The organism is Sporosarcina sp. CAU 1771 (assembly GCF_054482775.1).
This window is the reverse complement of sequence record NZ_JBTLRN010000008.1, coordinates 1-24,586: the sequence shown is the minus strand read 5'-3', so window position 1 is coordinate 24,586 and position 24,586 is coordinate 1. Positions and strand designations below refer to the sequence as shown.

The following is a 24,586-nucleotide window of genomic DNA, read 5'->3' as shown; positions in this document are numbered from 1 at the left end:
ACATATGGAATGGGGCGGTTGTTATGGTAAAAGAAATAGTAAAGCATTTATATAAAAAGGAAAATGAATCGGAAAGAATCATTTTTGAAATGTTTTACAAACGTGTTTATTACACAGCTTATTACATCGTGAAAGAGCATGATTTGGCCCAAGACGTGCTGCAGGAATCGTTTATCAAGGCATTCGAAAATCTGGATGCGCTACGAGATGGGGAAAAATTGGGCGCATGGCTAACAACAATTACTACTCGAACGGCAATTGATCATCTTCAAAAATCAAAGTACCGCTATGAAATCGCGACGGAAGATGAAATCATTTGTAGTATTCATTCCAAAGAATACAAAAACGTTTCAACACTTGAAACCAATTTAGAAGAAAAGTTCATACGAAAAACGTTACTGGAAGAGATAGACAAACTTTCACCCGAACATAAGGCTGTGCTTATTCTTCAATACTTTACAGATTTAAAATATACCGAGATTGCTTTGGCATTAAATATTAAGCTGGATGTAGTAAAAACACGCATTCATCGGGCGAAATCAAAACTAAAAGAAGCAATTGAACAAAAACCAGAGATGAAGCAATCAATACTGGGTGTAGAAGTGTAAAAAACAGATTGTTTTATCGCCATCTATGGCGATAAAACAATCTGTTTTTACTTTTCAGTCGGGAGGCTTGAAGTTTTTAAAGCTTTCGCCGAATTACGAAACGCGATAATGAGTCCAATGGATAACACGCCAAGAATCGCTGATAGGAAATACATATTCCCAGCTTCTTTTGTGAAAATGAAAGTAAATAATAAAGGGCCGAAAATACGTCCCATATTATCCATTGAATACGTCATTCCCGCTGCTGTTCCGTATTTTCCGCCAGATTCCTTTGTTGTAAGGGATACAAGTGCAGTTCGAGCAAGTGCATTACCACCGGTGAATATACTTAACGCTACCCCGGCCCATATCAGATTCGTCGTGAATGGAATCAAGACAATCCCAATCGCCGCAACAAATTGTGCAATCATGATCCATGTGGTTTCGGTTCCGTTCTTGATACGGCGTACGATACCGCCTTGTACGGCTGCATCGACAAATCCACTGGCCATAAATAAGTAACCGAGTTCAAGTGGTGTAATCTGGATATTATCGATTTGAAAAAGCTGAAACGTAGCTTCTATACCAGCCAATAGAAATGTAACCATAAATGAGAATAAGAACAAGTAGCGAATTCTATATTTCCAAAGCACTTGTCCACCTTTGGGTAACAATGCTCGCTTAGTTGCATCCCCACGTTTTTCAGGTTCTTTTAAAATAATGCTCGCGTAAATGAAAATCAGGAAAGACAAAGTACCGGATGCAAGAAATGGAAGCTGGATTGAAATGTCACCCAAGACCCCGCCGATTGCTGGTCCAAAAATAAATCCGAGTCCAATGGACATACCAAGAAGACCCATGTATTTATTTCGATCCTCATCATCCGTCATATCTGCAACAAATCCTGTAACTGCTGTATAGAGAGCGCCTGAGAAGAACCCTCCGACTATTCGAGAGGCATATAAAAGAAGCAAGTTGTCCATAAACACTGCGAACAAGAAAAAACTTAAACTGAAACCGATAAGCCCGATAAGGATAAGTTTTTTACGTCCGGTTCTGTCAGAGAATGCACCCCAGAGTGGGGCGGTAAAGAAAGATGCAAGAGCATATATCGTTAATAATCCCCCTACATGTACTTCTGAAAATCCTTGTTCGATAATAACTTCCGGTAAAATTGGAATAATGATACCGAATCCAAGGTAAACAAAAAATTGGACTGACATCAGAAGTAGAATTGCTTTTTTCATGGAGTAACCCTGCTTTCCTAATGGTCTAATACCATCATTCTACATTTCCAAGGATATTCATACAATTGAAATGGATGAATTTATCTGCAATTCGAAGTGATTCCTCAAAAAGGTGCGGAATTCAATAATGATTATTGCTTTGTTTGAATAAAAACATTGAAATAAGTCAAATCTGTAACATAATTGATAAATTTGAAATGCTTAAGGAGTGGTACAATAGGAATAACATTAAAGGAAACACCAATCATTAGATTTCAAGAAACTTTATTCGTACGTTTACGTCTTAACTTCAAAGAAAGGTCGAGGTGGAAAAGGTGCCAAAAGAAATCGATTTAAAAAAGATCATATCTAACCTGGCGAAGTTGGGTGTTTCGGCTACATTGACGAAATCCCGTGTTGACATGCTGAAAGCCCTCGCGCCGCCTGTACATGACCCGCATATTCAGTCGCAATAATAAAGAACAATAAGAAAAGCTCCAGCATTTTTTTGCTGGAGCTTTTCTTAATTCATAGAATCATTCTTATTCATCTTCTTCTCCGAACATATACGTTCTGTGATGGAATTTCATACTAAAAATTAGGCCTATAGCTAACATATTACTCATTAGAGAACTTCCACCGTAACTAATGAAAGGTAAGGTAATACCTGTTATGGGTAATAGTTGAATTGTCATTCCTACATTTTCAAAAACGTGAAATGTAATCATCGCAATGACGCCCGTGCTGACATATACGCTAAACGGATCTTTTAATTCAAGAGCGACTTTCGTTAAATGATAAATAAGGATGAAAAACAAGCTAATAACAATACTTGCTCCGATAAATCCATATTCTTCACCAATCACACTGAAAATAAAGTCGGTATGTAACTCTGGAACGTAAACTTCACGCCCCATATAACCTTTTCCGGTCATACCGCCAGTACCGATGGCATTAAGTGAAGTAATAAGATTGTACGCTTCACCGCTCGGATAAGAGTAAGGATCTAGCCAGGAATAAATTCTTTTGAATTGGTGTTCTTCAAAGCCGAGCTTCTCCATGAAGTCGCGGGCATAGAGAGCCATCCAAAACAAGCTTCCCGCCGCAGCAGCAGCGGACAAAAAGAGTGGAAGAAGGATTCTCCAAGATATTCCGGAAACAATAATTACTGCCGCGGAAATTGACATATAGACGAGTGCAGTTCCCAAATCTGGTTGTAAAAAAATGAAGCCAATTGGAACTAAGGAAGTGATTCCAATTTTCACTAAGAGAAGAAAGTCTGATTTTAATGTTCTATCCACATTTATCTCCTGATGTTTGCTAACTAAACGAGCTAATGCAAGGATGAAAAATGTTTTGACGAACTCCGAAGGTTGAATTTGACCTATAACCGGAATGTTGAGCCATCTTGTAGCTCCTAATCTCTCTACCGCGATATAGCCTTCAGCACCACTTGGGGCAAAATAAAGGAAAGCGAGTAGAAAGACTCCAAATCCATAAACATACCAAGCAACTTTTTTATATTGTTCTGGTTCGAAAAACATAGCCAGTGCAATGATAACAGAACTAACCAAATACCATTGGATTTGGGAAGGGACAAAAACGGGTTTGTATTGACCTGATGTTTGAGCCGAAGAAATAGCAAATAGACTAATAATCGCGAAAAGTAATAAGATAAAGGCGAGCGTCCAGTCGAAACGGTCAGCGGGCCTGTTTGGTAGTTTCATAGTTTATAATCACCTTTAATTTTAAGTTTAAGCTTTTTTAATTATACCGCAAACAAGACGACCTTGCTCGTGAAGAAGTTGCCATTTCCTATTTGAACGCTTATCTCAGCTCAAGGAAATTAGTCATTGGCTTGGTTGTTGTGCCAAATTGTATTTATTTTGTGTTTATCATTCATGTAATTGGTCGTCTCATGGTAAACTGTAATAACAAATTTAAATGAACGGCGAGGGAAAATAAATGAAAAAAACATTAGGTTTAATTTATGGTGGAAAATCGGCTGAACATGAAGTTTCATTATCTACAGCAAGAGCTGTGATTCAAGCGATTGACTTTGAACGCTATGAGGTTGTCCCGGTCTATATTACATATAACGGGGAATGGCGTAAAGGGGAATCACTAGAACGTCCTGTGAAGACAATTGAAGAGCTTAGATTAGTTGGGAGCGGTGAAGATAACCCTGATAGTATCCATGATTTCTTAAATGGGGGATCCGGAATGCCTGACGTTCTTTTTCCACTCCTACATGGTACGAACGGCGAAGATGGGACGGTTCAAGGTTTTTTTGAAGTAATGAATATTCCTTATGTAGGTAATGGTGTGTTAGCGTCTTCAGCTGGAATGGATAAAGTATCTATGAAGCAGCTTTTCGCACAAGTAGGATTGGAACAAGTTCCTTATGTTTATTTCATCCGCAAAGGGTGGGCAACTAATCAGGAACAACTAATCGACCAAATGGAACAAGAACTCGGCTATCCAATGTTTGTTAAACCGGCAAATTTAGGTTCAAGTGTTGGAATTAGTAAAGCTGTGGACCGAGCAGGTTTAATAACGGCAATTAATTTCGCACTAAAGTTTGATCGAAGAATTATCGTAGAACAAGGTGTGACTGCGCGTGAGATTGAAATGGGTGTTATGGGTAACGACACTCCAAAATGTTCTGTTACTGGAGAGATAAAACCGGTATCTGATTTCTACGATTATGAAGCTAAATATAAAGATGGCAATACCGCTTTAGTCATCCCTGCTGAAGTTACGCAAAAAGTGGCAGTCAAAATGAAGGAAATGGCACTTGAAGCTTATAAAGTGTTAGATTGTTCAGGTCTTGTTCGGGCCGACTTTTTCGTGACTGCGGACGATGAAGTGCTTATAAACGAAGTGAATACGATGCCTGGATTTACGCCGACAAGCATGTTCCCTCTATTATGGCAGAAAACAGGGGTTACGTACCCTGAGTTAATCGAAAGTCTAATAGATTTGGCGCTTGAACGTCATGCTGAAAAACAAAACATACAATATACAATGGATTGAGTGATATAAAGTGAGAAAGAAACTAACAGAACTTGCGAATTGGTTGCAAGCCGATGGACAAAGTATGGAGGGCGTCTTAGTTAAAGGTGCTTCGATAGATTCTCGAAAAGTGAAAGAGGGAGACCTTTTCATTCCATTCCGTGGGGAACAAGTGAATGGGCATAAATATGTCGAGAGTGCGATTGTGAAGGGTGCAGTTGCATCTTTATGGATGGAAGATGAACCAAATCCGCCAAAGGATATTCCTTTAATTTTCGTAAAGAATCCAGCCCTTGCTTTACAGGAAATGGCTCGGATCTATCGGGATACTCTTTCGTGTAAGGTGATTGGGATTACCGGTTCAAATGGTAAAACTTCAACGAAAGATCTAATTGCCAGCGTCCTTTCCCCTTATTTTAATGTGCATAAAACAGAAGGGAATTATAATAATGAACTGGGGTTGCCATTAACGATTCTAGCGTTAGAGGATGCAACGGAATTTGCTATCCTTGAAATGGGAATGAGCAGCTTTGGTGAAATTTCTTTTTTATCGAAATTAGCTAAACCGGATTATGCTGTAATTACAAATATCGGGGAAGCTCATATGCAGGATCTTGGTTCAAGAGAAGGAATTGCAAAGGCGAAACTCGAAATCGTCGATGGACTTGCGAGTGAAGGCAAGCTTTTTTATGACGGAGACGAGGAACTACTACGTAAATTATTGAAGCAAGAAACTACAATTCATTCCATCCCGTTTGGTTATGGGGAAGACAATGCTTTGACATATGGATTGGTTGAAACCGTTGAAAATGGGAGCAGTTTCACTGTTTCAGGGTTACTGACTGCTGAATTTACGATTCCAGTTTACGGTGTCCATCAAGTGAAAAATACGTTGGCAGCGATTTTACTTGCACATGAAGTAGGGGTTAGCAGTGAAGATATCCATTCCGCATTAACTAAGGCTGTTCTAACGGATATGCGAATGCAACCTGTATTGGCTAAAAACGGCGCTTTATTTATTAATGATGCGTATAATGCTGCACCAACCTCAATGCGGGCGGCACTTGATTTTATTCAAGAAACGAATCTTCGAAAAGAAAAATGGGTTGTGCTCGGGGATATGCTTGAGCTCGGTAATGAAGAAATTGCCTATCACGAAATGTTCGCAGACCAACTGAGTGCGATGGATCTTTCTGGTATTTGCCTTTACGGAGAGTTGATGGAATGGCTGTACAAGGCGTTGAAAAAACGTGGACTCGGCGGTCACTTAATCTGGACGAAAAATGATTATCGCCCGATCATCAGTGCTTTGCAGACAAATACGGACGGGAACTCAGTGATTTTATTAAAAGGGTCTCGCGGGATTGCTCTTGAAAATGTACTTCTTGGGTACGAGTCATGAAGACGGGGGTTCTATTCATTCATGGGTTTACAGGTGGTCCATTCGAAGTGGAACCATTGGTTAAATACATGCAAGAAAAAACGGAATGGTTAATTGAAGTACCAATACTACCAGGGCACGGCGTCACGCTCGATTTGGCAAATACCTCAGCGGAGTCATGGATGATGGAAGCTGAACTTGCAATGAGGAAGCTACAGGCGGAGGCCGACCGGGTTGTTGTGGTCGGCTTTTCTATGGGCGGCTTAATTGCGATGTACTTGTCTCTAAGGTACCCGATTGAAAAACTTGTGTTACTAAGTGCTGCTGCAAAATATATAAGTCCACGTAATTTACTGGAAGACATGGGCGTTATGTTAATTGAAACAATTACTAAAAAGTATCCACCAAACTCATTTCATCAAATGTATAACTACAAACTACGACATACGCCATTTCAGGCAACTGTTGAATTTTTACGTATTGTGAAAATGGTGGAACCTTACTATGAACAGATTAAAACACCAGTCTGCATAGTTCAAGGAAGGAAAGATGGCATTGTCCCTTTTTCTTCAGCTGAACATCTATATAAAACATTGGGTTCCTCAGAGAAGATATTTATAAAATCTGAACTAGGAAAGCATCATATATGTTACAGTGATGACCACTTAGATTGGTTTCCAAAGGTACTCGAGTTTATCGACGACAAAACACCTGAAAACTGATTATTAGTACTTGAGCAGATTGATTGCGGTATGTCATTATGCATGCTACAATGTATTGAGCATTGGATACATTTCAACGGGGCTCTTCAATTGTTGAAGAGTACTTTTTTTTGAATAAAACGGTTTGATCGTTCAATTATGGACTTGCGTTCATTGACCAAACCGCTCGGCAAAGACCGGGCTTTCCTTTTCAACAACAACCTCTAATAAAGAATATATAGAGAATGTAAAAATATCGGAAACGTCCCCTTTCAGGCTCGAATTTGCCGCGCTTTCATTTGCAAATGTAACCAATTGTCAAATGAAGAAAACAAAGGAGATTGAAAAGTTTGACTAAATTTTCAGAACTAAATATCAGCGAATCCACACAACGTGCGTTAAAAAACATGGGGTTCGAAGAAGCAACACCCATCCAAGAAGGTACAGTTAAGTTTGGTATGGAAGGTCGCGACATTATCGGGCAAGCACAAACGGGTACAGGTAAAACTACTGCATTCGGTATTCCGATCATTGAAAAAGTTGACACAAGAAAAACAGCAGTACAAGCACTTGTAATCGCGCCAACACGGGAATTAGCTATTCAGGTATCTGAAGAGATTCACCGTATCGGTAACGACAAACGTGTACGTGTTCTATCGGTTTATGGCGGACAAGAAATTGGACGACAAATCCGTGCGTTACGCAACAACCCACAAATTGTTGTCGGAACTCCAGGACGTATTCTAGACCATATCAAACGTAAAACATTGAAGCTTGATGGCGTTCAAACGCTCGTCCTAGACGAAGCAGATGAAATGCTGAACATGGGCTTCATTGAAGATATTAATACAATTATGTCTAGTGTGCCAGATGAGCGTCAAACGCTTCTTTTCTCTGCTACTATGCCTAGACCGATTCAAAAAATTGCTGAAACATTCATGAAAAACCCAGAAGTTGTTAAAATTAAATCAAAAGCAATGACAGTTGACAACATTGATCAGTTTTTCGTGAAGGCGCAAGAACGTGAAAAGTTTGATATATTATCACGCATTTTAAATGTTCAACAGCCAGAATTCGCAATTATTTTTGGCCGTACAAAGCGTCGTGTTGACGAGCTTTCAAATGCACTTTCAGTTCGTGGCTATATCGCAGAAGGAATTCACGGCGATTTAACACAAGCGAAACGTATGTCTGTTCTTCGTCAATTTAAAGAAGGTAAAATCGATATTCTAGTTGCTACTGATGTTGCAGCACGTGGACTTGATATTTCAAGTGTTACGCATGTTTACAACTTCGATATTCCTCAAGATCCTGAAAGTTATGTACACCGTATTGGTCGTACTGGACGCGCAGGGAAAAGTGGAGTAGCTGTTACTTTTGTTACACCTCGTGAAATGGGTTATCTTCGAATTGTTGAAGATACAACAAAGAAGCGTATGACTGCTTTAGTTCCTCCATCATCTGATGAGGCTCTAATTGGACAGCAACGTCTTTCTGTTGAACAGTTGACGGAAGTAATTGAGAAAAACGAATTAAGTGATTACAAACAACTTGCGGCTGAAATGCTTGAAAAGTTTGATGCAACTGAGATTGTTGCAGCAGCTCTTCGAAACATGACAGTTGAACCAAACGATGCTCCTGTATCTATTTCAGAAGAGCGTCCACTTCCACAAAGAAGATCTGGCGGAGGCGGCGGCTATAAAGGCAACCGTGGCGGCGGCAGTGGTGGAAGCGGTCGTCCTTATGCTGGACGTGGCGGCGGAAGTCGTGGCGGCAGTGGCGGAGGCCGTAGCTCAGACCGTAGTGGTGGAGCTCGTCGTGGACGTGAAAGTGGTGGCGGTAGCAGAGGTGCAAGCCGTTCACGCAGTGGTCGTACAGAATCTTAATAATAAATATCCAAAGCCGGAAATCGCATTTTGCGTATTTCCGGCTTTTTTGTTTTGTGGAAGTGCATTGTGTCAATACAAGAACTGGAAACGCATATAAAAAAGCTGAGCAATCGATAGGGGGTTAGGAAAAAAACGAATGAAATAAGTTCTTTATGCGTAGTTGAAACCATTATCGCTTGCATTCGTATAGAATAGAAGAAAGAAAGAGGTGTTTAAGATGAGGTCGCAGCCGGTGAATCAAATTTCAGTAAAAGGATTAAAAGTTTGGCGTTTATATGGCATCATACAAACTGTTTTATTTGTACTGTTGGGAGTAGGCGCTGGTGTAATTACTTATCTGACAGATGGACCTTGGTGGATCTATGCAATTGCTTCGGTAGCCATCTTGCTTTACGCGTATTTATTCATTTATTTATTTCCAAAAGTCAGATGGATGCGCTGGCGTTATGAAGTGCGAGAATCTGAGATAGAATTACAACATGGCTTATTTATCGTTAAACGGACGCTAATTCCAATGGTGCGTGTTCAACATGTGGATACCTCACAAGGGCCCATTCTTCGAAAATATAATTTGGCAGGTATCACAGTTTCAACAGCGGCAACCAATCATACAATCCCTGCATTACTAATAGATGAAGCGGATGAACTTCGAAGCCGTATTTCTGCACTTGCAAGGGTGGCCGAAGACGATGTCTAATGCTAGGTACAAACTTCATTGGGTCACTGCAGTTATTGAAGTGTTGAAAACGTTAAAAGAGATGATAATTCCACTACTTGTACTCGTTTTTGCGAATGGGTTTAAAGATACAGGCTCAGGAAAGTGGTACTTTGAGTATCTTACATTTATTATTTTCGGTGTATTGATTCTTACGTTTTTCATTTCTGGAATTATTAAGTGGAAACGCTTTGTGTATTGGTTTGAGGAAGATGAACTTAGGATTGAGTATGGCTTGTTTGTGAAAAAGAAAAGATACATACCCTTTGATCGTATACAGAGCCTTGATTATACGGAGGGGATTTTGCACAGACCATTAAAGTTAGTTAAAGTAAAGGTGGAAACGGCTGGCAATACAGCGTCGTTAAAATCAGAGGCTGAGCTTACTGCGATTACAAAGGAAGATGCTAAGCGTATCGAAACAGTAATAGCAGAGGCTAAAAAAAGAAGAATTACTGTTCCTATCGAAGAAAATGAAGAAATGGACATGATGGTTGAAGTGGAAGTACCGAGGTCCAAGTCTGTCTTTACGATGTCTATAAAAGATTTGCTTATATTGGCAACGACTTCAGGTGGAATTGGTTTAATCTTATCGGGTGCATTCATTTTTATAATGCAGTTTGGGGATTTACTTCCATATGAAACCGTATATGATGAGTTTGCCAGATTTGTTAAGTTTGGAGTTTTCATCGTCGTTATTGCTGCCTTATTTGGTTTAATAATCGTGTGGGGGATTTCTGTAGCGATGACGTTTCTTTCTTATTATGGATTTAAAGTCTCGCTAGAAGAAGAGGATCTTGTTATTACAAAAGGACTTATTGAGAAGAAAAGGGCCACAGTCCCGCTAAATAGGATTCAAGGTATACGTATAATCGAGAACCCTTTCAGGCAATTCTTTGGCTATGCAACTGTAGTAATTGATAATGCGGGAGGTGGATTGGGAGAAGATGCGAGGATTACTTTACTTCCACTAGTAAAAAGAGAAAAAGTTATAGAGCCATTAAAGGAGATATTCCCTGACTTTCTATTTGAGGATCCTGTTAATAAGTTGCCTAGTAAAGGAAAACGCTATTATTACCGCATTTACTTTATTTGGATGGTTCCACTATTTGGAGCAGTGTCGTACTTTTTCTTTCCGTATGGACTGTTGTCATTCTTGGTTTTGCCGTTGGTCGTTCTTTTAGGATTGTGGCAGCATCGTTCAGCAGCTTACACACTTACCAATCAGCAGTTAACAATGCGTTTTAGACAGTTTAGTTTACAAACGGTTTACGTGATGAAGAAAAGGATTCAGTCTATGGAAATGAAACAGAATTATTTTCATAAAAAGAAGGGTGTTGCAACACTTTCTGCCCGAATTAAATCAGGGGCCTCCATGTTCAATGCACAAGTGAGTCATATGGAAGAATCAGAAGCGGAACGTATTTTAGGTTGGTATGAACCGTCTGGTGAAAATGAAACCAAGAAGTAGAATGCTACCTCTTGGTTTTTCGCCAACTAACAATTTTTTTAGGGTGGAAGTAACTCAAACCGATGAGGAATCCGACGACTAGGCCAATAAGGTGCGCAAGTATATTAATGCCTGGTTGTAGGAATGTCATTACAACACTTATGATTATAATTGGTATAATGATTTGTCGTAATTCAGGTAAAACATTTTTAGTATAGTAAACAAGTGCTCCAAAAGCACCGAAAATACCAAAGATAGCTCCACTAGCACCCACATGCGCGTAATTTAAGTCCTCAAGGAAAAAGACGGCAACGTTTCCGAAAATCCCTGATAATAAATAGATTGTAAGGAATCTTGTTTTACCAGCTACTCTTTCTAGTTCTGGACCGAAAATGAAGAGTGCAAACATATTAAATAATATGTGCATGAATCCAGCGTGTAAAAACATAGGTGTGAACAATCGCCACCACTCGCCTGCAGCGATGTATGCGTTAATACCCATACCGGAAAAATAAATTTTGTTTCCGATGAATGGCAGGATGGTGAGGACAAAAATAAAGATGTTTAAAGCAAGTAAAATGGATACAACCGGGTACAGTTTTTTGTATTGGGAAAAACTCTCTCTACGTATGAACACTATTTTCACCTCAATCTTTCAGTTCATTATACATAGTATTTAACGATAGTGGAAAGGAGACGTTTTTAATGCTTGAAGGAATTGGTTTGGATATCATCGAACTGGAGCGAATTGCAAAATTAGACGCACGCAACGAGCGATTTAGAACGCGTATATTAACGAAGAAAGAAATGGATATATATACTTCTTTAACTGACCATCGACGCACTGAATTTCTTGCCGGTCGTTTTGCAGGAAAAGAGGCATTCGCCAAAGCTAAAGGGACCGGAATTGGAGCGTCATGTAGTTTTTTGGATATCGAAATTGTGCCCGACGAGAAGGGGAAACCATTACTTTATTTCAAAGAGGCACAGGTTTCTGGTTTTATTTCTATAACTCATACTCAAACTGTTGCGGCAGCTCAGGTTATCTTGCTCGCATAAACTTCTGTCCTTCCTCATAAGATGATTTACCCGATTGAAATGAGAAAGGATGAACTATTTGCGTAGCCGAATAATTGCTTTCATGTTTGTTGTAGTTATGATTGTCCTCGCGGCTTGTGGGGCACCGTCGAAAGAAGATGTTATGAAGAAGCTCAGTGGAAAATGGAATGATACGAAAGGGTACGAGTTACAAGCAACAATGGAAATAAAGACGGGGGCCGAGCCAAGGTTATATGATGTCACAGTTTGGCACACGAAACCAGATCTTTACCGTGTACATGTAACGGAAGAAGGAAAAGAAGATTCACAGATGATTGTCAGAAATGAAGACGGTGTGTTTGTTGTGACGCCTTCTCTAGGCAAGACATATAAGTTTCAAAGTGACTGGCCAGCCCAAAATAGCCAACCGTATTTAATTGGTGCCTTATCTGATGATATTAAGTCGGACGAAAATGCGACGATGACGGAAAAGGATGAAATGTACATTTTTGAAACTGTAACTAGAAATAATCATAAGAAAGTACTTCCAACGCAACAAATTTATATTGATAAAAAGACATTATTACCAGGGCATGTATCAGTTTTAGATGAAAGTAAAGAAGAGAAAATCCGAATTACTTTTACGAAAATCACCCTCGGTACAGAACGAAAAGCTTCCGATTATGCAGTGGAGTTAAATAGTGCAGAAACTGAAGAGGAAGAAGAAACTGAAGGAAATGAATCTGAAGAACAAGAAGATGAGGCACGTTTTATCCCGTATTATCCTATGGTAACTCAATCAGCCGTACTTGAAGAAGAGGGGATTGTGAAAACGGATGGTGGGGAGCGCTCCTTTATGACTTTTAGTGGTGAAAAAGGATTTACAGTTATTCAAGAGCCGGCTGCACGACCTGAGAACGCCATGGCTGTTTCTGTAGAAGGAGATCCAGTCGATCTTGGATTCGCAGTTGCTGCAGTTACCGATAAATCCATTCGGTGGGAAAGTGACGGAATTTCATTTTTCATAGCCTCCGAGAACTTATCGAAAGCGGAGTTAATCGAAGTAGCATCATCGATGTCTCCTGGAGAAATGAAATAACAATTGTTGACGTATGACGGGCAAAGAATTCATAATAGATGTACTACATTTAAATGAGGGAATCGCTGATGGATATTACAAAGAACTATCGCCCAACAATTGCCCGAATCAACCTGCAAGCAGTTAAGAATAATATAAATCACTTTAAAAAGAAGTTAAAAAGCGAAACATCAATAATTGCTGTAGTGAAAGCGTATGGCTATGGTCATGGGGATTTGGAAGTTTCAAAAGCTGCACTTGAAGCGGGTGCAGACATGCTTGCAGTTAGTACGCCGGATGAGGCTGTTCAGCTCCGTCTGGCTGGTATCGATGGAGATATTCTTGTCATGGGGTTGTCTCCAGTTTCATTTGTGGAAAAGGCAGTAGAATTAGATATTTCAATCGCGGTATCAGATTTGAAGTGGATGTATGCTGTTTTGGATGAATATAAAAAAAATGTGAAACCTTTAAAGATTCATGTAAAAATTGATAGTGGAATGGGTAGAATTGGATTTAGGGATATTCACGAGCTTCAGCTCTTAACATCCGCAATTAGTGGGCACTCATCATCTGTATTGATGGAGGGGATATTTACTCACTTTTCATGTGCTGATGAGGAGAGTCGTTTTACAACAGATTTGCAGTATAAGGTGTTTATGGAATTCGTAAATTCGTTACCAGAAAAACCTCGACTAATCCATGCAGCGAACACTGCTGCAGCATCTTTATACCCCGAATATGGATTGGATGCAGTTCGCATAGGTATAGGATTATACGGTATTGCCCCTTCTGAATTTGTAAATGAGCATTTACCTTTCAAGCTAGAAAGATCTATGACGCTTGAAAGTGAACTTGCCTTTATAAAGTTAGTTGAAAAGGGAAGAAAGATTAGCTATGGGGCAAAGTATGAAACATCTACTGATGAGTGGATTGGAACGCTGCCAATTGGTTATGCAGATGGTTTGCGGCGTGGGTTGGTTGGGCAGGATGTACTTATTGGCGAGGTGAGGGCTCCAATAGTCGGTACGATTTGCATGGACCAATGTATGATTAAATTACCTTATGAAATGCCGGTTGGTGAAAAGGTTATTCTTATCGGTATCCAAGGTAATGAAGAGATTACCGTGGAAGAGTGGGCAAATAAACTGGATACGATACCCTATGAAATTGCAACATCCATTTCGAAGAGAGTGCCAAGAGTGTTTGTCTGAAAACGAATCCAAGGATATTTGGATGAAAGTTAATGGGAAGCGATTGGCTATAATTTGAGTACTTTCGACAAAGAATCTTGTATTCTTGCTGAATCATGTCTATCTATTTACTTCTATGTCTTCTCTTTGTCACGTATAAGTGATAAGATGGAGACGTAGTCAAATTAGAGAGCGGGTTTGTTGGAGGTGCTGATGTTGCGTGCAAATAAGAATACCAGGGAAATTATCGTTAAGATTCCTAAACGAATGTTGAACGAAAATGAACATACGGTCGTCCATCAGGAGCCGGATCGTGGTGATTTTGTTTATATTTCGACAAAAAGGTATATAACTGATAGCAAGTCTGATTCAATTCGGGAAACAATGATAAAAGGTTATATCGAAATGTCACATATTAACTTAAAAATTGCCGCGGAATGCTTGCACGTAGAGTTTGAAGCCCAGCATAAGGTGGAACGTCTCGTAAGCGGGGGATGAAAAGTTGCCAATAAAACGTGGAGACGTCTTTTTTGCAGACCTGTCGCCTGTCGTAGGTTCTGAGCAAGGTGGAACGAGACCGGTTCTTGTTATTCAAAATGATATAGGGAACCGGTTTAGTCCGACAGTTATCATTGCGGCAATTACTGCACAAATTCAAAAAGCAAAATTGCCAACACATGTAGAAATTGATGCGGAACGCTATGGTTTCGAGCGAGATTCAGTAATCTTGCTCGAACAGGTCCGCACAATTGACAAGTCAAGATTGACAGATAAGATCACTCAACTAGACGAATTTTTGATGGAACAGGTTGATGAAGCTCTTGAAGTGAGTTTCGGCCTCGTCAAATTCTGAGCATACATATAACTGGAACACCATAAGAGTTAAATCTTATGGTGTTTTTCAATTTTTTTATTAAAAAAGCTGGATTATCAACCCGTTTTCGTTACAATGGGATTATACAGTAAATTCGGATAGTAAGGGGCTGACAAGATTTATCATGAATAAGCAACTAGTTAAGTTTGTGAGTACTAATATTGACGAACTTGTTGAGGATTGGAATTCCTCGATAAGCGAGAGTCCAGAAGAGCGTTTGAGCAGTTTTATTCCAGCTCATTATCATGAAGAGGTGAGTTGCGAGTTTGGAAAACTGATGGTTATGTATCTAACTGCGCCTAAAGATGTTGAGTTGGAGGCTGCAAGAGAGTTTACTAGGAATCTGGTACGATTGAATTGCCCGATCACCTTTATTAATAAAGCGGTGGATACATTTGCTCGTATTACTTTTAAAAGGTTAGAAGATGAAGGTATTATTACGAATGACAACTTGAGAAGTTATATGAAAATGTTAACTGAATGGATCTCTCCATTGCGCTCAAGTATTATAAAAGCTTACTCACTTGAATGGAGTCGGACTTTTAATCTTCAAAGGGTTGCATTACAGGAATTGTCCGCACCACTAATTCCGATTTTCGATAAAATTTCAGTCATGCCATTAGTTGGAGCGGTTGATACTGAACGAGCTAAGTTAATTATCGAAAACTTACTTTATGGAGTAGTGAAGCATCGGTCAGAGGTTGTCTTATTGGATATAACAGGAGTTCCTATTGTCGATACAATGGTTGCGCACCATATTATTCAAGCTGCTGATGCAGTCCGCCTCGTAGGTGCAAAATGCATGCTTGTCGGCATTCGCCCTGAAATTGCACAAACTATCGTAACTCTAGGAATAAATCTCAATGACTTTACGACGACTAGCACACTACGACGCGGAATGAAAGAAGCTTTAGAATATACAAATCGTGCAATAGTGGAGGTAGAATAGAAATGCATATGCGAATTCCGATTTTGAAATTGCATGATACATTGCTCGTCTCGATACAGTGGGAGTTAGACGATCAAACTGCGATTCATTTCCAAGAAGATTTGTTGAAGAAAATTCATGAGACAGCTGCGACAGGAGTAGTCATTGACTTGACGCCAATTGATTTTATTGATTCATTTATTGCAAAAGTATTAGGCGATGTCATTAGCATGACAGGGTTGATGGGAACGAAAGTTGTAATTACGGGGATTCAACCTGCTGTTGCGATTACTCTCATTGAACTTGGAATTCGTTTGGAAAACGTTTTAACTGCTCTTGATTTAGAGAATGGATTATCGAAACTTTATAAAGAATTGGAGGATTAGATATGGATGACCGGTCTTCTGTAGATATTTGTACGGAGTGGGATATTGTTGCTGCACGTCAGCTAGGCCGGAACGAAGCAAAGAAAATAGGCTTCGGTGTCGTTGATCAAGCCCGAATAACGACGGCTATCAGTGAGCTAGCAAGGAATATTTATTTGTATGCAAAAGTAGGCAAACTTGAAATAGAGCATTTACATGAGAATGACTTACACGGAATTTCGATTATAGCTTCTGATAAAGGGCCTGGAATTGAAGATGTAAGAAAAGTAATGGAAGACGGATATACGACATCTGGAGGGCTTGGCGCAGGATTGCCTGGTGTAAGAAGATTAATGGATGAATTTAATATGGAGACAAAAAAAGGTTGCGGGACGACAGTTACTGCAATAAAATGGCTTCGATAAGGGTGAGATGCTGAATGCACGTTGAATTGGGGAAGCAATATAAAGAATTATTGAACCAGTATATATTAAATCAAAGAGAAGAAGAATTATATGCTGGGCAAAACTTTAGTAGAAAGTTAATCGAGGAGAAGATATCTCCTGAAGACGTGATAAGTATTCATAAATTAGCGCTTAAAGAAGTGTTGGAGTCTATGCCGGATGAACTAGTGCATTCATTTGATTTTTTAATTGAAATGATGATTCATTATGGGCTAGCGTTAAAGGAAAATCAAAGTTTAGTCCGGAAGCAAGAAGAAATCCAGTTGGAGATGAATGTAGCTATTAAAGTACAAGAGACTTTACTGAAAACGAAAATACCTAAAATACAAGGTTTAGATATAGGAGCGTTATCCGTCCCAGCTAAGGAAATGAATGGGGATTACATATATTTTGTCTATGACTATGATAAATGTGCGTGTGTCGCAGTCGCCGATGTTATCGGTAAGGGAATACCTGCTGCACTTTGCATGTCAATGATCAAGTTCGCCATGGATAGTATAAAGAGTAACAAAACAAGACCGCGTGAAGTATTAGATATGGTTAACCGAATTGTGGAGAAAAGCGTCGACGACTCAATGTTCATATCGATGTTTTATGGTAAGTACGATGCGAAGGAATCCGTATTCTATTATGCATCTGCAGGTCATGAGCCTGCACTATTATACAAAGCGAAGAGCCAAACGTTTATTGAACTAGGCGCAAAAGGTCTGCTTCTTGGTGTGCAGCCAAATGTTGTCTATGAAGAACGTTCTATCGAACTTGAAGAGAATGATTTTATTGTAATACTTACGGACGGTGTAACGGAAACTCGAACGACCCAAGGCTTTATTGAAGAAGATTTTATAAAGAACTTGTTAGTGGAAGTAAAAGATGAATCTGCCCAAACAATGGTGGACGAAGTATATGGAAAATTGGGGCAAATGCAAGATTTTGTTCTTCGCGATGATTTTACAATTGTAATTTTTAAAAAAGATAACTCAAAGGTTTAATTCTTTTGTTGTAGTGGTACATAGGTATATAGAAACCTAAATAAGAATAGAAAAGTTTGAGGTGGAGAAATGGAGCTTCAAGTCCAGTTAGTAGAAGAAAGTAGTAGTGTTCAACGTTTTAAAATTGTTGGGGAAATTGATGTCTTTACAGCACCTATATTAAAGGAACGACTTGCAACCGCACACAAAGAAATGGGAATGCAGGCGGAACTTGATATTTCTGAAGTCGCATATATGGACAGTACCGGTTTAGGTGTATTTGTTGGGTTTTATAAAGCAATAAAAGCGAACGGCGGTCATATGAAGATTATCGGCGTTAATACTCGATTAAAACGGCTATTTGAAATAACCGGTCTGATAGAGGTTATGGATATTGAATTTGAAGAAGGTGGGGCAAAAGATGCAACTGTATGATTATATTGAAGTGAGAGTACCAGCTAAAGCACAATATGTCGGTGTAGCACGTCTAACTATTTCTGGACTGGCAAGTCGAATGGGATTTACTTATGAAGATATTGAAGATCTTAAAATTGCAGCTAGTGAGGCAATTACAAATGCAGTTCAACATGCTTATAAAGAACATGAAGACGGCGAAATAGTTGTTGGATGTGCAATCTTTAAAGACAAACTTGAAATTATGGTATCGGACTACGGGCAAAGTTTTAATTTTGAAGAAACTAAAAAACGTGTGGGACCCTACAGTGAAAACGAGGAAGTGAAATTTCTCCGTGAAGGTGGTCTCGGACTATATTTAATAGAAACGCTTATGGACGAAGTTAAGGTATACCATGAAAAGGGTGTAACGATTCTAATAACTAAGTATCTCGGCGGAGAGCGGGTGAAAAAGGATGTCGGAACAATCTCCTCCTAAAGCAGGGACCAATGAGCAGATTTTGCAATGGATTAAATTGTATCAGGAAACGAATGATGATGAAGCACAAACCAATATAGTATTGCATTATGAAAGACTCGTGCAGTCAATCGCTCGTAAATACTCCAATGGGAAATCTTATCATGAGGATCTTGCTCAAGTTGGAATGCTTGGTCTACTGGGAGCAATTCGAAGATACGACCCCGAACTTGGAAGAAGTTTTGAAGCTTTTGCCGTACCGACAATTATAGGGGAAATAAAAAGGTTTATGCGGGATAAAACCTGGGCAATCCATGTCCCGCGAAGAATCAAGGAGCTCGGTCCTAAAATTAGATCTACCGCAGAAATGTTGACAGTAGAGCTACAGCGCTCCCCTCAAGTTACAGAAATTGCCGAATACTTAGACCTTGATGAAGAAGTTGTGCTTGAAGCAATGGAGATGGGAAGAAGTTACCAAGCGCTTTCTATGGATCATCGATTTGGGGATGACTCAGAAGGTGGAGCGGTGACGCTTTTTGATTTAGTTGGTGGATCAGATGAAGGTTATGAAACGATTGATAGAAATATGATTGTTGAGAATGTGCTTGATGTATTAACAGAGCGAGAAAAACAGATTATACAACATACATACATTGAAGAACTAAGTCAAAAGGAAACAGGAGAGCTTTTAGGTATTTCTCAAATGCATGTATCTAGATTGCAGCGAAAAGCAATTAAGAAGTTACAAAAAGCTATTTCTGAGTCCGGTGGTGAAGTTGGTTGGGTGAAATAATTAATGAACATGTAGAGGCTTATGCATATCAAAGAGCGAAGCATGGAAATAATGAATCTGGAGATGCCTATTTTCTTCAATCAGAAAAAGAGTATTTTATTTTCGCGATTGCAGATGGTCTTGGGAGTGGTCCGATTGCTCGTAAATCAGCAGAAGTTATTCCGAATGTATTAAAGGAGTTTCATCATGAATCGATTGATAGTCTATTGAATCGTTGTAATGTTGAAATGTTGCGTAAGCGTGGGGCAGCGGTCGCAATTGTAAAAGTGGACTTCAAATTAAAAACCATACAATATAGTTGTGTTGGAAATATTAGATTTTACATGCTTCAGGGCAAGGAGAGGATGATTTACCCTCTTCCTGTAATGGGTTATTTGAATGGTAGACCTCAAAAGCTAAACACACAAGTGTATAAATATGAACGTAATGATCTATTCTTTATGCATTCGGACGGTGTTGAACTAAGAAATCCTAGAGAAGCGTTGAAAGAAAGTTCTAATGCATACGATCTATATCAAAAAGTTTCTAGCACTATGAAAGATAATGATGACGCTACCTTTATAACCGGAAGCCTGCTCCTTTAATTATAGTGGCGGGCTTTTTTGTATGTAAAAATGAGGCGTGTGCCGGAAAGTAAAGTCAGATATATAGCTCTCATCTGCTTGAATTACTAGCCTGTGTTAAAATGAGGAAGTGAAGGAAAGGATGGTTATAATTGACTAATCATATTTTGAAAACGACTGCAGAAAGAGCTGTTGTAAGTATCCATCAAGCTGAAAAAGTAATTGCGCTTCTTGATCAAGGAAATACGGTTCCGTTTATCGCGAGATATCGTAAAGAGGAAACAGGATCCTTGGATGAAGTGCAAATTAAAGCGGTTGAAGATGCCTACGGGTATGTGAAAGGTTTAGAACAAAGAAAAGAAGAGGTACTTCGAATCATTGAGGAACAAGGAAAACTTGACGATGAATTAAGAAAGTCAATTGTTAACGCAACTGTATTGCAACGCGTTGAGGATCTTTATAGACCATTTATGCAAAAAAGACGTACCCGTGCCATGATGGCAAAAGAAGAAGGGTTGGAACCACTTGCTACACAACTACTTGAGTTTTCTGCGGATTCACTAGAGGCGCTAGCTCAACCATTTGTGAATGTTGAAGCGGAAGTTGAAACGATAGAAGATGCATTAGCGGGAGCGCGTGATATTATTGCAGAAATATTTGCAGACGATGCTGCGATCCGAGAAAGCATTCGAAAGTTGGCTTGGTCTCAAGGTTCTATAGTATCGAGTTTAAAAAAGAATGCGAAAGACGATAAAAAAGTCTTTGGTAACTATTATGAATACGATGAACCGTTAAAGAAAATCGTTCCGCATCGTACTCTTGCGCTTAATCGCGGTGAAAAAGAAGATGTTTTACGAGTGGGTATTAGTTTTCCGGAAGAACGTATTATTGGTGGAATGAATAGGGAATTAATTCGTAAAGCACATTCGCCTTCCGCACCTCAAGTAGAAGAAGCAATAGAGGATGCTTTCAAGCGATTAATTGCCCCTTCAATTGAGCGAGAAATTAGAAATGTATTAACGGAAAAGGCAGAGGAACAAGCGATACATGTATTCTCAGAGAACTTAAAGAGTTTGTTGCTGCAACCACCTCTTAGAGGGAATGTGGTACTTGGAGTCGATCCGGCTTTTAGATCGGGATGTAAATTAGCAATTGTTAGTGAAACAGGGAAGTTAGAGGAAGTATCGGTTATTTATCCGCATCCTCCAAAACCAGAAAAAGAAAAATCCAAACAAGCAATTTTACGATTGTTAAAAGAGTATCCCGTTTCAATTATTGCAATTGGGAATGGTACTGCTTCAAGAGAAACCGAACTCTTTATCGCAGAATGCATAAAAGAGGCAGACTCGAAAGTGTCTTATGTTATTGTAAACGAAGCGGGGGCAAGTGTGTATTCTGCTTCAGCTCAGGCAAGAGATGAGTTCCCTGATTTAATGGTCGAAGAAAGAAGTGCGGTTTCTATTGCGCGAAGACTTCAAGACCCGTTATCGGAACTCGTGAAAATAGACCCTGGTTCGGTAGGTGTTGGACAGTATCAGCACGATGTCGCCAAAAAAAGATTATCAGAATCCTTAACGTTCGTGGTGGAGACTGCAGTAAACCGGGTTGGGGTGAATGTAAATACGGCCTCATCATCTCTTTTGCAATACGTAGCGGGTTTATCAAAAACGGTAGCCGAAAATATTGTGAAATCGCGTGAAGAGAACGGATTATATACGAAGAGGAATCAATTGAAGAAAGTTCCTCGTTTAGGCGCAAAAACATACGAACAGGCAATAGGCTTTTTACGAGTACCTGATGCGGCAGATCCGTTCGACTCAACGGGAATTCACCCGGAAAGTTACAAAGTGGCGGAGCAAATACTAGAAAAAGCCGGGGTTCGTAAAGTTGATCTTGGAAAACTAGAGACTACGGAAGCTTTATCTTCATTGGATATCAAAGAATTAGCGACCGAGTTAGACGTTGGAGAAGTTACGTTGAAGGATATAATTGATACGTTGCAAAGACCAAATCGTGATCCACGTGACGATTATCCACAACCTTTACTGAAGGCAGACATACTAGATTTAAAGGATTTGTATGTAGGGATTGAAATGCAAGGGACTGTTAGAAACGTTGTCGATTTTGGCGCGTTCATTGACATAGGGGTAACCGATGATGGACTTGTTCATATATCGAAGATGAAAAAAGGGTTTGTTAAACATCCATTAGACGTAGTTGCTTCAGGTGATATCGTCACAGTATGGGTAGATGGCGTTGACAAAGAAAAAGGTAGGATTTCACTTACTATGCTTCCGCCATCAAAAGACTAACGTATGAATCTTGGAGTGAATGGCTATGATGGAAAGCGAACTACAAGCGCTTATTGAAGAAACGTCTATTAAGGTATTCAGGAAACCTTTTCTCCATTTAGCGAGACACAATAAAAGGCTCAGAACAACGGGTGGTCGGTATTTGCTTACCGATCACTCAATTGAAATTAATCCAGCCGTATATAAAATGCATGGATTAGAAGAATTGATTGGAGTTATCAAACACGAACTTTGTCATTATCACCTTCATATAGAAGGAAAGGGTTATAAACATCGGGATGCGGATTTCAGAAAGCTGTTAGCAGCAACTTCATCTCCAAGGTTTTGTAAACCTCTTTTAGAAAGGAACCAAAAATCACTCACCTTCTATATATACAAATGTTCTTCATGTCAGCTGAAGTATCATCGTAAGAGAAAGGTGGATATTCATAAATTTAGATGTGGCAAATGTGCCGGCTCTATAAAAGAAGTGCCTATATAATAAAGTGTATATAATTCAATGGTCACTAGAATGTTGATTTAACAGTGTTTGTAGGGTGATGCGAAAAAACATTGTAAAAAGTGTTGACGAATCAATATGACCTGTCTATAATAGGTAAAGTCGACTCAAACGAATACGGAATTTCATTAGTTTCATTTTAAAAAAAGATTGCTTTTAAAATGAATTCAAATGCTAGAGATTCTGATATTTAATTTTAGTCACCTTATCATGGCCCCTTGGTCAAGCGGTTAAGACACCGCCCTTTCACGGCGGTATCACGGGTTCGAATCCCGTAGGGGTCATTAGAACTTTTTCGATCAGGGAAAGTTCACTATGTAATTGAATAGTTACCTTAGTTTAAAACGGTGGGGTATAGCCAAGCGGTAAGGCAACGGACTTTGACTCCGTTATTCGTTGGTTCGAATCCAGCTACCCCAGCCAATCTTTTTAAAACGCCTAGCGTTTAAAAAGATTTGCGATGGGTGCGAAGCACTCGGAGCACATGTCGGTTTTTGTTTTGAACTTTAAAACGCCTAGCGTTTAAAAAGATTTGCGATGGGTGCGAAGCACTCGGAGCACATGTCGGTTTTTGTTTTGAACTTTAAAACGCTTAGCGTTTAAAAAGATTTGCGATGGGTGCGAAGCACTCGGAGCACATGTCGGTTTTTGTTTTGAACTTTAAAACGCCTAGCGTTTAAAAAGATTTGCGATGGGTGCGAAGCACTCGGAGCACATGTCGGTCTTTGTTTTGAATTTTAAAACGCCTAGCGTTTAAAAAGATTTGCGAGTGATACCGCAAGGTATTATGAGCACATGTTGGTCTTTGACTTGAAACATGCTTTAAGCAATCACTCTATACTATATAGAGCCATTAGCTCAGTTGGTAGAGCATCTGACTTTTAATCAGAGGGTCGCAGGTTCGAATCCTGCATGGCTCACCATTTTATTTGTAAATTAGGTTGACAAACCAATTGGTGCGTATATAATGAAATTTGTCGCTAAAATAATGCGGTAGTGGCGGAACGGCAGACGCGCTAGGTTGAGGGCCTAGTGGGGGTTAACCCCGTGGAGGTTCAAATCCTCTTTACCGCACCAAACACCATTTAATGCGAGTGTAGTTTAATGGCAAAACCTCAGCCTTCCAAGCTGATGATGAGGGTTCGATTCCCTTCACTCGCTCCATACTATTTAATTGACTCAAAACGAAGTGAAAAACAATTTTTAAAAAAGTTGTTGACAACTTCTGGAGTGAATGTTATATTAGAGAAGTTGCAGTTGCAACGGACATAATAAAAGAAACGCAAATGAACCTTGAAAACTGAACAGCAAAACGTCAAGAAATACACGCAAGAGTATTTATACTCAAGCGAAAAACGAACCTTCGGGTTCAAAGTCAGCAAGAAATGAGCAATCATTTTCTTCTGTAATACTGTAGGGTTTCGAGACGTAGTGCAGTGCTAGGAGATGAACGAGAAAGGGAAGGAGCGTACATTAGTACGTGACTGACTGATCGAGTGAAATCGACGAAGCAATGTGCTGCGTATCGAAAACCGATATTATGGAGAGTTTGATCCTGGCTCAGGACGAACGCTGGCGGCATGCCTAATACATGCAAGTCGAGCGAAACTTATAGGAGCTTGCTCCTGTAAGTTTAGCGGCGGACGGGTGAGTAACACGTGGGCAACCTGCCCTGCAGA

Annotated in this window: 26 protein-coding genes, 5 tRNA genes and 1 rRNA gene; 29 read left to right on the top strand and 3 right to left on the bottom strand. The window is 39.6% G+C overall.

The window, feature by feature from the left end; genetic code table 11:
- Positions 1–23 precede the first annotated feature (23 nt).
- Positions 24–608, top strand: a complete 585-nt coding sequence (locus tag ACXYMX_RS07975; protein WP_459043720.1) for an RNA polymerase sigma factor — start codon at positions 24–26, stop codon at positions 606–608.
- 47 nt (positions 609–655) lie between these two features.
- On the opposite strand, the gene ACXYMX_RS07970 is transcribed toward ACXYMX_RS07975, so the two are convergent.
- Complete coding sequence (locus ACXYMX_RS07970; RefSeq protein ID WP_459043719.1) at positions 656–1,834, bottom strand: MFS transporter; 1,179 nt, start codon at positions 1,832–1,834, stop codon at positions 656–658.
- Positions 1,835–2,139: 305 nt separating this feature from the next.
- On the opposite strand from ACXYMX_RS07970, the gene ACXYMX_RS07965 reads away from it, so the two are divergent.
- Positions 2,140–2,289 (top strand): Lmo0850 family protein, encoded by a 150-nt coding sequence (locus ACXYMX_RS07965; RefSeq protein ID WP_459043718.1) that lies wholly within the window; start codon positions 2,140–2,142, stop codon positions 2,287–2,289.
- A gap of 66 nt (positions 2,290–2,355) precedes the next feature.
- Here the strand turns inward: ACXYMX_RS07965 and ACXYMX_RS07960 are convergent, their stop codons facing one another.
- Entirely contained in the window at positions 2,356–3,540 is a 1,185-nt protein-coding gene (locus ACXYMX_RS07960; protein ID WP_459043717.1) for an FtsW/RodA/SpoVE family cell cycle protein, read from the bottom strand.
- Positions 3,541–3,778: 238 nt separating this feature from the next.
- Between ACXYMX_RS07960 and ACXYMX_RS07955 the strand changes: the two genes are divergently transcribed.
- The 6 genes from ACXYMX_RS07955 (at position 3,779) to ACXYMX_RS07930 (ending at position 10,985) form a co-directional block, all read left to right on the top strand.
- Positions 3,779–4,849, top strand: coding sequence for a D-alanine--D-alanine ligase (locus ACXYMX_RS07955; RefSeq protein ID WP_459043716.1), 1,071 nt, complete (start codon positions 3,779–3,781; stop codon positions 4,847–4,849).
- Between the two features lie 10 nt (positions 4,850–4,859).
- Positions 4,860–6,230 (top strand): UDP-N-acetylmuramoyl-tripeptide--D-alanyl-D-alanine ligase, encoded by a 1,371-nt coding sequence (locus ACXYMX_RS07950; protein ID WP_459043715.1) that lies wholly within the window; start codon positions 4,860–4,862, stop codon positions 6,228–6,230.
- Entirely contained in the window at positions 6,227–6,931 is a 705-nt protein-coding gene (locus ACXYMX_RS07945; RefSeq protein ID WP_459043714.1) for an alpha/beta hydrolase, read from the top strand. The genes ACXYMX_RS07950 and ACXYMX_RS07945 overlap by 4 nt, the downstream gene beginning before the upstream one ends.
- Before the next feature lie 329 nt (positions 6,932–7,260).
- The gene (locus ACXYMX_RS07940; protein WP_459043713.1) at positions 7,261–8,796 is read left to right on the top strand and encodes a DEAD/DEAH box helicase; all 1,536 of its coding nucleotides are present in this window, start codon (positions 7,261–7,263) and stop codon (positions 8,794–8,796) included.
- Between the two features lie 220 nt (positions 8,797–9,016).
- Complete coding sequence (locus tag ACXYMX_RS07935; RefSeq protein ID WP_459043712.1) at positions 9,017–9,496, top strand: PH domain-containing protein; 480 nt, start codon at positions 9,017–9,019, stop codon at positions 9,494–9,496.
- The gene (locus tag ACXYMX_RS07930; RefSeq protein ID WP_459043711.1) at positions 9,489–10,985 is read left to right on the top strand and encodes a PH domain-containing protein; all 1,497 of its coding nucleotides are present in this window, start codon (positions 9,489–9,491) and stop codon (positions 10,983–10,985) included. Before ACXYMX_RS07935 ends, ACXYMX_RS07930 begins: the two co-directional genes overlap by 8 nt.
- A 4-nt stretch (positions 10,986–10,989) precedes the next feature.
- Here the strand turns inward: ACXYMX_RS07930 and ACXYMX_RS07925 are convergent, their stop codons facing one another.
- Positions 10,990–11,601: a rhomboid family intramembrane serine protease gene (locus ACXYMX_RS07925; protein WP_459043710.1), complete on the bottom strand. Its 612-nt coding sequence runs from the start codon at positions 11,599–11,601 to the stop codon at positions 10,990–10,992.
- Between the two features lie 68 nt (positions 11,602–11,669).
- Here ACXYMX_RS07925 and acpS point away from each other — a divergent pair, with 68 nt between their 5' ends.
- From acpS to ACXYMX_RS07820, 21 genes are all read left to right on the top strand, one after another.
- The gene (gene acpS, locus ACXYMX_RS07920) at positions 11,670–12,023 is read left to right on the top strand and encodes a holo-ACP synthase (RefSeq protein WP_459043709.1); all 354 of its coding nucleotides are present in this window, start codon (positions 11,670–11,672) and stop codon (positions 12,021–12,023) included.
- Positions 12,024–12,081: 58 nt separating this feature from the next.
- The gene (locus tag ACXYMX_RS07915) at positions 12,082–13,101 is read left to right on the top strand and encodes a LolA family protein (protein ID WP_459043708.1); all 1,020 of its coding nucleotides are present in this window, start codon (positions 12,082–12,084) and stop codon (positions 13,099–13,101) included.
- A gap of 68 nt (positions 13,102–13,169) precedes the next feature.
- Positions 13,170–14,291: an alanine racemase gene (alr, locus tag ACXYMX_RS07910; RefSeq protein ID WP_459043707.1), complete on the top strand. Its 1,122-nt coding sequence runs from the start codon at positions 13,170–13,172 to the stop codon at positions 14,289–14,291.
- A gap of 192 nt (positions 14,292–14,483) precedes the next feature.
- On the top strand, positions 14,484–14,768 hold the full coding sequence (locus ACXYMX_RS07905) for a transcriptional regulator (RefSeq protein ID WP_459043706.1): 285 nt from the start codon (positions 14,484–14,486) through the stop codon (positions 14,766–14,768).
- Positions 14,769–14,772: 4 nt separating this feature from the next.
- Positions 14,773–15,123, top strand: coding sequence for a type II toxin-antitoxin system PemK/MazF family toxin (locus ACXYMX_RS07900; protein ID WP_459043705.1), 351 nt, complete (start codon positions 14,773–14,775; stop codon positions 15,121–15,123).
- A gap of 145 nt (positions 15,124–15,268) precedes the next feature.
- Positions 15,269–16,093: an STAS domain-containing protein gene (locus ACXYMX_RS07895; protein ID WP_459043704.1), complete on the top strand. Its 825-nt coding sequence runs from the start codon at positions 15,269–15,271 to the stop codon at positions 16,091–16,093.
- 2 nt (positions 16,094–16,095) lie between these two features.
- Complete coding sequence (locus ACXYMX_RS07890) at positions 16,096–16,458, top strand: STAS domain-containing protein (protein WP_459043703.1); 363 nt, start codon at positions 16,096–16,098, stop codon at positions 16,456–16,458.
- 2 nt (positions 16,459–16,460) lie between these two features.
- Positions 16,461–16,862 carry an anti-sigma regulatory factor gene (locus ACXYMX_RS07885; protein ID WP_459043702.1) on the top strand — a complete coding sequence of 134 codons (402 nt, stop codon included), beginning with the start codon at positions 16,461–16,463 and terminating at the stop codon, positions 16,860–16,862.
- 14 nt (positions 16,863–16,876) lie between these two features.
- The gene (locus tag ACXYMX_RS07880) at positions 16,877–17,890 is read left to right on the top strand and encodes a SpoIIE family protein phosphatase (RefSeq protein WP_459043701.1); all 1,014 of its coding nucleotides are present in this window, start codon (positions 16,877–16,879) and stop codon (positions 17,888–17,890) included.
- Between the two features lie 69 nt (positions 17,891–17,959).
- Complete coding sequence (locus ACXYMX_RS07875) at positions 17,960–18,304, top strand: STAS domain-containing protein (RefSeq protein WP_459043700.1); 345 nt, start codon at positions 17,960–17,962, stop codon at positions 18,302–18,304.
- A complete protein-coding gene (gene rsbW, locus ACXYMX_RS07870) occupies positions 18,291–18,761 on the top strand; it encodes an anti-sigma B factor RsbW (protein WP_459043699.1) in 471 nt (156 codons plus the stop codon). Before ACXYMX_RS07875 ends, rsbW begins: the two co-directional genes overlap by 14 nt.
- Positions 18,739–19,533, top strand: coding sequence for an RNA polymerase sigma factor SigB (gene sigB, locus ACXYMX_RS07865; protein WP_459043698.1), 795 nt, complete (start codon positions 18,739–18,741; stop codon positions 19,531–19,533). Before rsbW ends, sigB begins: the two co-directional genes overlap by 23 nt.
- The gene (locus ACXYMX_RS07860) at positions 19,521–20,117 is read left to right on the top strand and encodes a PP2C family serine/threonine-protein phosphatase (RefSeq protein WP_459043697.1); all 597 of its coding nucleotides are present in this window, start codon (positions 19,521–19,523) and stop codon (positions 20,115–20,117) included. The genes sigB and ACXYMX_RS07860 overlap by 13 nt, the downstream gene beginning before the upstream one ends.
- A gap of 131 nt (positions 20,118–20,248) precedes the next feature.
- Positions 20,249–22,408 carry a Tex family protein gene (locus ACXYMX_RS07855; protein WP_459043696.1) on the top strand — a complete coding sequence of 720 codons (2,160 nt, stop codon included), beginning with the start codon at positions 20,249–20,251 and terminating at the stop codon, positions 22,406–22,408.
- A gap of 25 nt (positions 22,409–22,433) precedes the next feature.
- The gene (locus tag ACXYMX_RS07850; protein WP_459043695.1) at positions 22,434–22,889 is read left to right on the top strand and encodes a SprT family protein; all 456 of its coding nucleotides are present in this window, start codon (positions 22,434–22,436) and stop codon (positions 22,887–22,889) included.
- A 230-nt stretch (positions 22,890–23,119) separates the two neighbouring features.
- Positions 23,120–23,191: transfer RNA gene (locus tag ACXYMX_RS07845), tRNA-Glu, on the top strand.
- Positions 23,192–23,255: 64 nt separating this feature from the next.
- Positions 23,256–23,330 (top strand) — tRNA-Gln (locus tag ACXYMX_RS07840).
- 424 nt (positions 23,331–23,754) lie between these two features.
- A tRNA-Lys gene (locus ACXYMX_RS07835) sits at positions 23,755–23,830 on the top strand.
- Between the two features lie 67 nt (positions 23,831–23,897).
- A tRNA-Leu gene (locus ACXYMX_RS07830) sits at positions 23,898–23,984 on the top strand.
- A 13-nt stretch (positions 23,985–23,997) separates the two neighbouring features.
- Positions 23,998–24,071, top strand: a tRNA-Gly gene (locus tag ACXYMX_RS07825).
- A gap of 373 nt (positions 24,072–24,444) precedes the next feature.
- Positions 24,445–24,586 (top strand): 16S ribosomal RNA (locus tag ACXYMX_RS07820); the annotation flags it as partial.